Origin of the sequence: Acetobacter suratthaniensis (genome assembly GCF_017377745.1) — a bacterium.
Lineage (GTDB): Bacteria > Pseudomonadota > Alphaproteobacteria > Acetobacterales > Acetobacteraceae > Acetobacter > Acetobacter suratthaniensis.
In genome coordinates this window covers 149,456-163,011 of sequence record NZ_JAFVMG010000005.1, presented here as the reverse complement: position 1 = coordinate 163,011, position 13,556 = coordinate 149,456, and the positions used below count along the sequence as shown (strand labels likewise).

The following is a 13,556-nucleotide window of genomic DNA, read 5'->3' as shown; positions in this document are numbered from 1 at the left end:
GCCTTGGGCGGCGTGCGCGTGACATGCTGCATGGGCGGCTTGGGCGGCGGCGGCGTCTCGATTTTGGGCGGCGGAATATAGGGCGGGGGCGGCACCGTCATAACCGGCGGGGGTGGTGGCGGCGGCGGGGGCGGGGGCGGTGGAGGGGGCGGCGGTAGAATGCGCGTCTCAATCGGAGCATGGTGCTGCGGCGGCAGCGAACTGCCCCGCATGCCATACATCAGCCCCATAACTGCAAAAATGTGCAAAAGCACCACCACCAGCCCGGCTACCAGCAGCAGCACAAGCCCGGGACGCAAACCCTTTACCGCGCGCCCACCAAAAGGCACGCGCCATCCATCACGGGTATCGCCCGGTGCAGCGTCAATACTGCTCACAGCCCGCTCCACCCCGACAGGGCATGCGACACAAGCACAGCAACGGACAGGACCGATCCTGTACTACCCGGCCCATGCGGCACAGAAACCGACCACGAAACCGCATGCCGCACCCATGCGGCCTGCCCCGGCTGAACCCCCATGTCTGGCGCTCTCCCTTTTACACTACCAACGGATGGTCGCGCTCCGTGGATCGCGCGCCACCGGAGCGAAGTCGCTCCAAATTATACGTTTTAATTTGGTTGTTTATGCAGCAACCATCAGCGCACTGTATATTTTATACGTCAATTAACAAGTGATATTTTTTTATATAACAGATTGACATCGCATATAATGTTCCAACCACAGCGATGCCGGGGCCAATAATGCCCACCCCGTTCTGATCCGGCATGTGAGAAAAGACAGCCTGACGGCGGCGCACAGGCCGCCGTGCGCAGTCCCTAGACCTGTGGCGTGCGTCGCAGCACAATGATCATCAGAAGGTTCGCAACGTTGCGTGCCAGCATGCTCAGGCTCTGCAGCGGCTTGTCATTGGAATAATTGCTCCAGTGCAACCATGCGTCACTGCGGCCAAAAATCATCTCGATAATCGCGGTTTCATCCTGCGTGTCGCGGCATGCCCATTCAAGCCTGACAAGACCATCGCGCAGGTTGATGATCCGTGCTGGCACATTCATGCTGATCTTGTCACGCCGGTTGGTATAATGCACCTCCACCAGCTTCAGATCAGCCGGTAGGGGGGCGGTCGCCTTGACCGACAATCCACCCTTTGAAAGATCCTGTGTCTGCGCGGGATAACGCTGTTTTCCTTCCGGATCGTACAGGACAATATCAAGCTGCGCCGCAATACGGGGGGCGCGGCGCACCTGCTTGCGTTCATACCCGACTGTAATGGCCGCCAGCACGATCAGGAGATTGCCCGATGTCCACAGCAGGTTCATGCAGTAGGTCTGGAACAGAACCGGGTGGGCGCGCGTCTCGATCATGCCGGTCACCCCGGTAACTGTGGCAAGGATCAGCAGAATGCCCATAATAATATTGGGCCTGACCATGCGGGTATCGAGATAGTCCTTTGTAATAAGGCCACCTTTTGCCGTCACGTTGAACGTACCCCGTTTGGGTGCGAAAAACGCCACCACCACGACAGGTGCTAGAAAAATCGCGATAGCGGTTTCATAAACATAGTTCCAGACCGAGTAACGCCAGCGACCCTGCATACGCGACTGGGTAAGAACAGACTGCAACAGGTGAGGGATAACATAGGTCATGACCGCCAGCGGCGTGGCGTAGATGATATTCTGCCCAAGGAACAAAAACGCCATGGGTGCAAGCAGGAAGATAATACGCGGTATGGGAAAAAAGAAATGCAGCATGGCCGACAGGTAGCAAAACCGCTGCCCCAGGCTGAGCCCGCGCCCTATCAGGGGGTTATCGGTTCTGAAGATCTGCACCATGCCACGCGCCCAACGAATACGCTGACCGACATGCAGCGCCAGACTTTCGGTCGCTAAGCCGCCTGCAAGAGTTTCGCGCAGATAGGCAGATTCCCACCCTTTGCGCTGCATCTTGAGAGAGGTGTGAGCATCTTCTGTCACGGTTTCAATGGCAAACCCATCGATACTGTCCAGAGCCGTGCGACGCAGCACAGCGCAGGAACCACAGAACAATGTAGCATTCCAAAAATCGTTGCCCGGCTGCACCAGACCGTAGAACAGGTTACTTTCCGGCGGGATATGCCCCGATATATCAAGGTTACGCTGGAACGGATCGAGCGAATAGAAATGCTGCGGGGTCTGGATCAGGGATATATTGCGGTTCTGCACCATCCACCCGACAGTGCGGGTCAGGAAACTTTTGACCGGGATATGATCGCAGTCAAAAACAGCCACCAGTTCGCTGCTTGTATGCGCCAGCGCATGATTGAGATTACCCGCCTTGGCGTGCAGGTTGTTCGCGCGAACAATGTAATTGACACCGACTGCATCGGCAAAAACACGAAACTCCTCGCGCCGGCCATCATCAAGTAGGTGGACATGTAGCTTATCGGCAGGCCAGTCCATGGCCTTGGCGGCCAGAACGGTATTCCTGACCACGGACAGATCCTCGTTATACGTCGGGATGAAAACATCAATGCTGGGCCAGAGGCTTTCATCTTTGGGTAGAGGATACTCCTTGCGATTAAGCGGCCATGCCAGCTGCATGTACCCAAGGAACAGAATGATCCATGAATACACCTCGGCAAAAAGCAGCGTCAGCATAAGGAATGCCTGAAACCAGCCATCGAACTCCAGTGTATGGAGCAGGCGCCAGAAAATATAACGCAGCGATATGAAGGTGGATAACCCCATCATCAGCAGCCGCCCCACATGCCCGGACTTGCCACGAACCGCGAGTGTACAGACCAGAATGACAATACTCAGACAGATCTGAGCCGCAGGCGAGATAATGGCCTGACTGGCAAGAAGCAGGAGCAGAATCCCAAGCAGGATCAGGACGTACGGCACCAGACTGCTTATTCTTTCCGGGGCGGGCGGGGACTGTTGCATGGGCTTTCTTCCGCGGGCTGGTAACAGTTTACGGCCGTAAGCCTGATAACATTGCCTGCACGCTTAGGGGTTAAAGCTGTCAAAGGTGTAATGCGCCATAAGGAAAGCTGTCAGCTCAGACCAGTCGCCCGCGCGGCTGTAACCCACCTGCATACCCAGACGCAGCGAAGGCGTTGCCTGATAGACAACCTTACCCATGACATTGCCCGCAATGCCGCTGTCCGACTGACGTCCCTCCGTGGAAGGCGCAACCGCGCTCGCCTGAAGTCCGTCATGCAGGGGATAGTATTCAGACCCATTGCTGGAATAATGCTGGAACCCGCCTTCACCCCGCAGCAGCCATGTCCACATACCCCGATGGCCCGACCACTCAAGCGGGAACATGATGGCGTAGTATTCCTGCGGGGAGAAGTATCCGCCCTGCCCCCAGGTAAACAGATCGCTGTTACGCCGGTAGCCGTAATAGGAAAAATCAACGCCTGCGCGCACACGCTGGCGCTCCTGATCATTCCATAGGGTTGCGATACCCCCGGCATGGGCATCCACCTCCGTGTTGGAGATGACATGCGTGCCATCAAGATAGGCAAAGCCCGCCCCGGCATACAGGCTCCAGAGCTGGCGCACCCATTCGAACATGCCCTGGCCGTATTCACGTGTAACACCGCCCCATGTCCGGCCTGATACCGGGTCTTTTACCCCGGCGTAGGACAGTTCGCTGTTGGTCACCATCTCTCGCCCGCCACGCAGGCGCAGCACCAGATCTTTGGTCAGGTGGGGAGCGAACTCGATATCGCCCAGTATGTTGGCGATAGGGAAACCTAGTGGAGAAGACCCGATATCGGCGCTGAACCAGCGATTGACGTAATTAATGTTCAGCCCCACGCCCTGAGCGTAGTAGTGCCGCCCGCTACCGCCGCAAAGGCCATTCTCGCCGATGGTCGCGCACTGGCCGAACTGATGGTTAGCCGCATTGCTGTTATACGGGTTGCCCGTAAACAGGAAGGTGGGCGCAATCGAGAACGACAGCCGGTGGTTCCATGATTCAAACGGCAATGTACCCGTGATCGGCACCGCCAACTCGGTAAGCTGCCCCAGACCATCAACCCCGGTGCGGTTACGCACATAAAGATTGCCATCAAGCTGGGGGGAGAGGGAATCATGCAGATAAACGATGGAGCGACTATTGGCAGCGGATGCCGTATCTTCGGGCAGGTTGTGATAGGCGGCAGGCAGGGTGGCCCCGCGCAGATCATGATACCCGGCCTCTATAAGCGGCCAGCGGTAATCCGGCTTCAAGACATCATGGCGGTCGCAGGTATCGCTGTCGTCGCTATCGCACTCAAGGCTCTGGATATGCTCCATGGCCGCAAGCTGGCCGCGTGTATCGTCATGGGCTTGTGCGTTTTCCGCAACGGCGGACCATGTGTCACGCTCATCGGGGGCCAAGACCTGTAGCTTCTGTGTCAGGGCGGAGGCTGTCGCGCTGTCATCGGCCATCGTGGCGGCATGGATGGAAGCACGCAGCACGCGGGTGTCATCAGGCTTGCTTTTCAGCACCTCCAGATTTTCGGCCAGAGCCTTTGCGGGCATATTCTTGGATTCATACACGCGCGCCAGAGCCAGCCGGGACTGTATGGCATCGGGGTGTGTTGCGGTAAACTGGCGCAACTGACGCAACGCATCATCCGGCCAACCCTGTTTGACAAGAGCATCCGCCTGAATGGCGGCAAAGCCGTCCTCAACCTGTGCGCGGGTCTGCGTTTCGTGCTCGGTCGGTTCCTGCCCCGGCTCCTGTATTTGGGTGTCATAGGCATTCAGGTTCGCAAGCACACCCTGTTGCGCCCGTCTTTGCAACGAAACAGCGTCCGACATGGCCATGATATGCAGGTAAAGCCCCGCATAGCTCAGCCTTTGCGAAGAAGAGACCTTACCGGCCTGTTCTTCGCCTTTCTTGAGCACATCATAGGCGGCCTGTGGCTCATCATGCCGGAGCAGGGCGCTCGCGACCAGCAATGCCCTCTGCCCTGAAGGATCGGGGCGGTCGGCCAGAGCCTTCAGCCCATTCACGGCCGAGGCGCCAAGGTGCTCGGCGGCACTAATATCGGCCTGTGCCTGCGCGCGTTCCATCACCCGGTGCATGTCGGGGGTTACGGCTGCGGGGGGCATGCGCCTGATCAGGGCTTCGGATGTTGCAAAGTCATTCTGCCCATCGGCATACAGAGCCGCCGCCGCCAGCGCTTCCTGCGAGGGGTGGGGCTGGTCGGTCAGAGCGGCCATAACCGCCTGCCCCTGCGCCGCGCGATGGGTCGCGGCAAGAGCCTGCGCCAGTTTCAGCCGCACCCAAGGGTCGTTGGGCGTGGCCTGTACGGCATCGTTCAGCAGGGAGATACGTTCATCATCATCGGCGGCCTCGCCCGCCTGCTGGATCAGTCTGGCGCTGTGCACGCGTGCGGCAAGGGCGGAGTGCGCATAGCCATTGTTCTGGATAAGGCTTTCGGCGTCCTCTAGGCGGCCATCCTGTAGCAGCATGGTCACGAGCATGGCCACCGCCCCGGCATTGCCCGGTGTGCGCGACACCACACCGCGATAGGCTTCCTCGGCCTCCGCACGGTGGCCTTGCTTCATTTCAAGCTGGGCACGAAACAGCAGCGCAACTGTCTGCTGCCCCGGAACCTGCGCCAGCCGTGCAATATCGCGCCGGGCATCTTCATACCGACCGGCAGCAAGAGCGCGGGCAATCTGCCCGGGCAGCGGGCTGTTACCCGCCATGCTTTTGCGCACGCCCGCCAGAGCCGCATTCCACTGCTCAGCCGTTGCGGGGTCCGCCTCCATGGCCATCCTGAAGTGCTGCTCGGCGCGCTGCCAGTCATGCTGGCGTTCCGCAACAAGTCCAACACCCCCCAGCGCCGCCGCATCCTTGGCGTTATAGGACAGCGCCTGCTGGAAGCCCTTTTCGGCTTCATCCACATGCCCGGTATTAAGCTGGCTGTAACCGTCGATACGAGCAGCATCGGCATCAATCCGCTTTTGCTCCTCCCGCGCTTTCGCCAGCCTGTCCGCTATCTCGGCATCCTTGGGGTGCTGGGAAAGCCACTCGTAATACAGCGGAACAGAGGAACCACGGATGGCTGTCCACAACAGTGCCTGACGCCATGCATCATAAGCCTGACGGCGGATACGCGGCGAGACATCGGCCTGCGCCAGCTTTTTCAGACCATCCAGACCGACAATGCGCGAAGTCTCGCGGTAGGTCAGGATACGGTAGTAGAGAAGTTGCGCGTCCAGATCTGCGGGGTTGCGCTTGAGCCATTCCTGCAGGCGGGCCACGGCCTCCTGATAACCAAGGATGGTCGAACCCAGAACGGTATAATATTCCAGCGCCAGATCCTGCGGAGGCGGACCGTTGCCAAACAGTGCCTTATACGCCATGGCCGCAGGGAGCATCTTGCCCGAAACAGCCAGTGCACGCGCTTGGGCAAGCCGTTCGGGGTCCACCGGGTTGGCCGCGATGACATCACGCAAGGCCGCGCGAATATCTTGCGAAACACCGATACTTTCCATCCGCTCAAGCGTGTTTTCAGCCCCGGCCACATCGCCCTGCCCTTTCTGGGCGGTGCCGAGCAGAAGCAGAGCCTGAGCGTTTTGCGGCTCTATATCCAGCGCACGGTTGGCTGTGTCCTGCGCGTGCTTGAACTGATGCTGGGCTAGCCAGTATTCTGTTTCGGTCACAAGGCGGTAGAAAAGAGCCTTGTCCTGCGTGCCCTCACCTGTAACGGATTGAAGGGCTGTCCTGACAGGGGCTGCCGGAGCAAAAGCACTTGAGGAAAGGGCGGTCGAACCCGCAAGCCCACTGGGATCATCCGCCAGCGCCTGAGCCATGCCCGAGGAAAGCGTGCCGCCCCAGAGCGTTCCGAGCGCGCCCAGCAGCGCCAACCGCTTACCCGCACGCAAAGCCGTATGCTGGTGCGTTGCTTTCAGAACAAGCAGTCTGGGGTATTCCATGATGGGGCCAGGCACGATTTTTACCATTGGACGTATCAATGCACACGCGAGACGGCAGAAAGGCCCGCCAGCGACAGGGCGACCATAGCACACATCATTATCAGAATGATAACACCACGTTGGGCCGCAGCCGGTAGAGCGCGATTTTCGTAATCGAGCATGGGGCGCTCCACGCCAGCATAACTCAGCACCGCAGCAAAGGCACCCCCCAGGAGCACCAGCGCCATGCTCAGCCCCTGTGCGGGAAACGGCAGCAGATAGGCTGCCAGTACAATGGCGGGCCAGTGCCACAGATAGAGCGAGTAGGAAATGACCCCCACCGGCGAGAGGGGTTCGATCAGACGGCGGCTGGCGGCCTGCGGCAGCATGATGATCAGCATGGTGGCCACACACGGCACCAGCGCCATGGCCGATGGGCAGGCATCCGTCAGATCATAAAACACCGCACAGAGCAGCAGCGCCGCAACAGACGCCCCATAGCACAGAGCCGAAAACAGGCGCGATACCGGCAAAGCGGGAAGTACCCATATGACCGTACCCAGCGAGAACTCCCACAGGCGCGAGAGAATACTGTAATAGGCGGCGTGGTTTCCCGCATGGGCCGCATAAAGACTGCACCCGAACGACGCCACCAGCATGGCGTAAAGCAGAACCTGCCTGTAGCGAAGCAGCGGCAGCAACAGCGCAATCAGAAAAATAATGCAGTAGAACTGCATTTCAAGCGAAAGAGACCATGTGTGCAAGAAGGGGTAGGCAATGCTCTGCCCCTCGAAATACCCCACATGGTGACTGGCCCAGATATTGGAAAGATACACCAGAGCATACGCGCCATTCTGGGCAATATCAGAGCGATCACTTTGCAGTACCCACCACAACATGCCCGCAGAAACGACACAGATCATGACCAGCAGGGCTGGCACCAACCGGTAGAGACGCCGCAGCACAAAGCGTTCAGGCTGAAACGGATGCTGCATGAAGGCCGAACGCCCCATGAAGTAACCCGAAATAACGATAAAAATATCGACCCCGATAAACCCGCCGCTGATCCAGCCCGCATGAAAAAACATGACAAGCAGGACAGCCAGACCACGCAGCCCATCAATATCACGCCGCCGACCCGCAGGAAAAAACAGGGCCTGAAGGCTATTCTTCCCTGTTTGTGGCACCGAGAAAGACTGCATGACCCTGATCACCGCGCTATAATGGCCGATACAGCCACAATAAAAAAAGGCGTTACTGCTTACGCAGTTTTTCCAGAACTGGCATGGTCTGCTGTACAATGCCAGCGCCCCACACCCGGTAGCTTTCTCCTGTCAGATGCACACCATCAATCGTCTTGGGGCTGCCAGGCGTCATAAGCTGTGTGCCGTCGATATACGTACAGGGTGCGACTTCACTTTTAAGGAAAGAGGCCATTTCCTGAGCCCGCTTATCGGTTTTTCCATAACGGGGGCTGTATTCCCCCCATGTTGGCCCGATCCATATGCAGGCCGTATTGCCCAGAGTCATGGTCAAGGTCTTGACCTGCTCATCCGCCCAGTTGGTTGAAATTTCCTTCTGCCCATAGGCCGCCATGGTATCGCCCAGCACCACCAGCACAACATCGGGGTGCCATTGCGCGATCAGCGACGTAATAGGGGGCGGTGCTGTCGGCGTCATCGTGGCGGGGCCAATCGGTGCCGTACCCACACGCTGATACGCGCCACAGCCATTATTGCTATTGGGAACAACCCAGTCCGCCGCGGTGGAGGAGCACACGCCATACGTCACAACCTTCGCCCCTGCCTGAGCATAGGCCTCGGGCAGGATCGAAAGCAGCGAATCTTTAAAGGTAACGTGGCTGTCTCCAATAATCAGCAGGGTCAATCCGGCCAGTAGCGCACTCATAAATCAGTTTCCTGTATTCCATTTATCAATCATCGGGCGTTTGAAAATCCCGCCCCCCGCACACATCCAGAGTTCTGGCGGTGTGCGGGGTGTCCTTCCGGCAGCAAACCTCAGCTATCGAGCGGCTTGTTTTCTTTGGCGGCATCGCGCTGCTGCAACCGGCGGCGTGCATGATTGCGCAGCCATTTTGTCGCGCCAATCACCAGCAGCACCGTGCCAAGCAGACCGGCGATAATGAGAAGGGGCACATATTTCTCAAGCACCATTTCAATATGGATCCACTTCGGCAGCGTACCCAGCGTATAGCGATGTGCGTTCCTGTAGTTGGTTATGGAATCGCCATTTTTAATGACCAGATCGCCCTGCACGGCCGGGATACTCTGCCGGTCACGCAGGCTCGCCACCATCTGCTGGAGCTGCGCCGGGTGGTCACCCAGAATAGCTACAACGGAACGGTGCGCGGTATAGGGCGATTCACCGCCTATAAGCAGCGATGCGTTGGCAATCGGGGCATTGAGTACGGGCTGCGCCTTGTTGTGCTGGCCTGCGTCATCCTGATCCTGAAAGAGATACCAAAAGCCATCCAGGAAAGTTCTCTGGCCCAGACGGATGGTCTGCCCGTTGATTTCATACGCGCTGCGGGCCAGAAGCCCCTTGGCTGCGCCAAGCTGGTCAAGCGTGGAAAGCACCACGATATCCTTTGCCTGAGACAGACCAGCCAGACTGGAGCTGGAGGCAAGGTCTATCCCCACGACCGGATACTGGGTTGCGGATCCAAAGAAACCCATCAGATCCAGATACGCGCTGGTCACACCCAGATCTGGCTGCGGAGGCAGCACAATGGCTGTCTGCGAATAGTCCGCCATTCTGGAAAAGGGGAAGGCAGACTCTGCGAAATACGCAAGATTGGGCAACGTCGTGAAATGATAGCTCTTGCGGAAATCGAAGGTGGAGTTCGCATCTACCTCGGCAATGAACAGATCATTCACGCGGCGGCAGGCTCCACGGTCGATAGGCAGCACATTGAAATTGAAGGAAAGCAGGTTACGCCCGCCAAACAGCAGCCAAGGCGGTAGCGTGGCGTTGAACGACAGAGCGCTGTTCTGCCCGCCGGACAGATAGGTTTCAGCTTTCTGCCATATCGGGTTGGAGGCCAGAGGCAGGCTCTGCACGTAATTGCTGTTGAGCAGCAGATCCAGCCGCGCACCCTCGCGCTCGAACGCCACAGCCGCAGGCGTTCTAACCTGCAATTTGAGCGGAAATGCGCGCTGCCGCCAGGTAAACAGATCGGGGGGCAGGCGGAAGGGCAGGTCAATGCTTAGCGGCACGCCACCCTGATGTTGCAGGTCCACCGAGGACACAAGATCACCAAATCGCACGACACGATCTGTCGGCACAAAAGCCGGTGCATCATAAAGCTTGCGCGGATCAAGCGTGATATCCCCCACAACGCGGGCAGGCACATCGCCCAACGTGTCGGAAGAAAACGCCAGAACGCGGGCGGCTACTTCAACATCCTGCGGGTTGCGTCCCGTCACGACCAGAATAGTGCCCCAGCGGTCGTTGGGGTTGGGCATTTCAAACAGTGTCGGCCCGAACGGGGGGCTACCGTTGCGATCTACGGGGATGTTTTCGCCAATTTCGATTGCGTTACCCGTAGCCGGAAACGCAATGGACGCAGGGAAAGACGTACCCCTGAAATCAGCCAGCTTGCCGAACCACGAGGCGACAATGCCCGCAGCTTTCAAGTTGTTCTGCCCGCTGTAATGCGGGAAAACAAACGGCACACGCACGATATCGCGCATGTTCGCATCGAAAAACGGGGCGGGAAGGCGGGAAAGCCGCCGCACAGGCGGTAGCTTGATGGTGGTGATGATGACCTTTGACAGGTCTGAAACACGCGCCCACAGCACACCATTATGAAGGTCGTTACAGTCGCGCCGGTACTCCCCGGCAAACTGGAAGTTCAGATGATTGAGCCGGGTGAAAAACACCGGATCAATATCAAAAACCAGCGGACCGAAATGCGCGTTCTGCGGATCAACCTTGATCGTGCCGACATACTGCTCGTTCAGTGCCACCGTCAGGCTGCTGGCCTCGGGCAGCAGCGAAGGCGACATTGCACCATCAAGCACAATCTGCGCACGGGTTACGACCTCATCGGCCGGGATGGTAATATCCACCCCCTGCAAGGGCGAAAAACCACGCAATGTCATCGGGCCAGTCAGCCCGAGATCACGCAGGCTGAGTGTGCGCGTAATTTCCGGCTGGCTTACACCGACAGACGGCAGAGGAGCGGCCACGCCCGGCTGCGGCATGGGCGCAGCATATCCCGCAGGAGCCGCGTACCCGGCGGGGTATGCCCCCTGCACTGGCTGGGCAGGAGCCGGGATACCGGGAATACCCGGAGCAGCCCCCGGAAACGCCTGCCCCAACGGGGCTGGCGGCATGGGCGGGGGCGTAGGGGCCTGCACGGTATCGGCGGCGGGAATACTGGGCGGCGGCAGATCTGAAGGCGGCAGCCCAGCCACCGGCTGCGCCGGGTACAGGGCCGATGATGGCGCAGGAGACGGCGGCGCAACGGGAGCCGCCACAGGCGGGGGCGGAGGGGCTGGCACAGCCTCGGGCATGGTCGGGAAAACACCATCGCTCTGCCCGGCGGGCTGTGGCTGAACCGGAGCCGCCGCGGCAGGCTGCTGCCTTCTGGCGTTGACCGAAACATCCGTAGGGGCCAGAGGCGCACTCGCCTGCTCTGGCACCTCATACGGAGCAGATTCCTGCGCGGATGCCCCCCATGCAACGGAAACACTTGAAAGCGCCAGCGAACTTGCTGCACCATAAACGCCAGCAAGCCGGATCAGACGGGAACCTGCTTTGAGCACGAACGGTTTTTCCCTTGAATTTGACAAACAAAAAACCCGGCTGATACGCGTAATTTCACGCATAAACTGTTCAGCGGGCCATTATAGTGTACGAGGCTGAAAACACGCGCAAATCCTCTGGACGGAACACAAGCCAGACTACGCCTTCTATAACGACACCCTATTCATAACAATCGCACAACGATACAGCCTGATAGCGTATCACACCCCGAAATCAAAATAATTAAAATATTTTAATAGGAAACCCGGCCCATATTCCACGCCCCAGCGCCACTGCCCAACCCAAAACGGCCCAGATGCAAGCTATAATGCGGCACACACATAGCACCACAATGCCTCCAATACCGATTCGGTATCAGCATTATTATGTGTTTGCAGATATTCTTAATTCTATTAAAATAAGATGAACGCTTAATATAAGTTTTACTTTTTCTTATCCGATTAAACCGCACAGACATCACAAATATGTGATGACAACAGCGGAAGACGCCCCGGATACCAGTGCCCAGACGATGCCTGCCCGAGGCTTTCCGCCTCGGTAAAATACCCTATAAGAAAATCCACCATATTACAGAGCGAGAATTGCGTTGTTTTCTTCTGAAAAAGCAAGAGCAACCTGGTCAGAAGTGCACCTTGACGCACTGCGCGGCCTTGCTGCGTTAATCGTTGTGTTCGGGCATGCACGGGGGCTATTTTTTTCCAGCCTGACCGCCATAGACAACGCCCCACACCCGAAAACTGACGCTTTTGGGCCTTCCATCGTATCAATCAATATCGGCAATGAAGCCGTGATGGTTTTCTTTGCCCTCAGCGGCTATCTCGTCGGGGGCAGCGTTTTGCGGCAGATGAAGCAAAACCGCTGGGAATGGAAAAACTATCTGGTCAGCCGCTTAACCAGATTATGGATTGTGCTCATTCCCGCCATCCTGATCGGCGCGGCCATTGATTATACGGGCTTTGCTTTTTTCTCTCACGCCCACAGCATTTACACAGCCCCGCCCGGACAGGACTACGTTTCGGACAACACGTTCCCCTCCCTTGGAAACGTTTTTGTTTATTTAGGGAACTTTCTTTTTCTCCAGACCATTTTCGTCCCGATTATCGGCACGAACGTACCACTCTGGAGCCTGTCGAACGAGTTTTGGTACTATCTTCTTTTCCCTATGCTACTTTCCACCTTCATGCTGAAAAACAATGTGCTGAAATCATTGTTTTATCTCCTGCTGTGCAGCGCCATCCTTTACTGCAACAATCAGTACAGCAACTTCCTGTTTTCCATCTGGCTCATGGGAGCCGCCGTCTCGCTGCTCCCCATGGTCATCCCCCCGGCTCTTGCTTCGCGCATCGCCATGCTCTGCGCTGTGATGTTTTTCATTTTTTTCGCAGGACTGAAAAAACTCCACCTCCCGCTTTATACGAGCGACCTGCTGATGGGTGTTGCAACCTGCCTTCTGCTCTATTGCCTGACAGGCCATACCGCAAAATGCCAGCCTTCCCTTTACGGCCATGTTTCACGCTATCTGTCAGAAATTTCCTACACACTTTATTTGACACATCTGCCGGTGCTGGTCTTTGTCTGTGCGCTGATCAGCAGCCCGTGGAACATGCACGCCATCAATGCGGCCTCACTGGCAAAGCTCTTTGTCGCGTGTTTTCTTGCCATAGCATGGGCATCGGTTCTGTATAAACTCTTTGAGTCCAGAACAGACGTGCTCCGAAAAAAGCTGCTCGTTCTACTGAATACGAAAAAAGCCCAGAGCACGTCAGAGACAACCGCCCCCCGCACTCCTTCTCCCTGAGCACACGGCACGGCCTCGCGCATTTGCACAAGCACCCGGCACTCTGGTGCTTGGCCTCGGTGC

At 57.6% G+C, this 13,556-nt stretch carries 7 protein-coding genes and 1 pseudogene; 1 reads left to right on the top strand and 7 read right to left on the bottom strand.

The features are described from left to right. The 7 genes and pseudogenes from J2D75_RS07200 to J2D75_RS07170 all read right to left on the bottom strand — a co-directional run. Positions 1–377, bottom strand: a pseudogene (locus tag J2D75_RS07200) (hypothetical protein); the annotation flags it as partial. Beyond that, positions 374–520, bottom strand: coding sequence for a hypothetical protein (locus J2D75_RS07195; protein WP_207854091.1), 147 nt, complete (start codon positions 518–520; stop codon positions 374–376). The gene J2D75_RS07195 and the pseudogene J2D75_RS07200, both read right to left, overlap by 4 nt. 297 nt (positions 521–817) lie before the next feature. Further along, entirely contained in the window at positions 818–2,923 is a 2,106-nt protein-coding gene (gene bcsA / locus J2D75_RS07190; RefSeq protein ID WP_207854090.1) for a UDP-forming cellulose synthase catalytic subunit, read from the bottom strand. 63 nt (positions 2,924–2,986) lie between these two features. Further along, positions 2,987–6,925, bottom strand: coding sequence for a cellulose biosynthesis protein BcsC (locus J2D75_RS07185; RefSeq protein WP_207854089.1), 3,939 nt, complete (start codon positions 6,923–6,925; stop codon positions 2,987–2,989). A 35-nt stretch (positions 6,926–6,960) separates the two neighbouring features. Further along, the gene (locus tag J2D75_RS07180; protein ID WP_207854088.1) at positions 6,961–8,106 is read right to left on the bottom strand and encodes an acyltransferase family protein; all 1,146 of its coding nucleotides are present in this window, start codon (positions 8,104–8,106) and stop codon (positions 6,961–6,963) included. Between the two features lie 52 nt (positions 8,107–8,158). After that, entirely contained in the window at positions 8,159–8,812 is a 654-nt protein-coding gene (locus J2D75_RS07175) for an SGNH/GDSL hydrolase family protein (protein WP_207854087.1), read from the bottom strand. 110 nt (positions 8,813–8,922) lie between these two features. Continuing rightward, on the bottom strand, positions 8,923–11,694 hold the full coding sequence (locus J2D75_RS07170) for a cellulose biosynthesis cyclic di-GMP-binding regulatory protein BcsB (RefSeq protein WP_207854086.1): 2,772 nt from the start codon (positions 11,692–11,694) through the stop codon (positions 8,923–8,925). A 626-nt stretch (positions 11,695–12,320) separates the two neighbouring features. On the opposite strand from J2D75_RS07170, the gene J2D75_RS07165 reads away from it, so the two are divergent. After that, positions 12,321–13,493 (top strand): acyltransferase family protein, encoded by a 1,173-nt coding sequence (locus J2D75_RS07165; RefSeq protein WP_207854085.1) that lies wholly within the window; start codon positions 12,321–12,323, stop codon positions 13,491–13,493. Positions 13,494–13,556 lie beyond the last annotated feature (63 nt).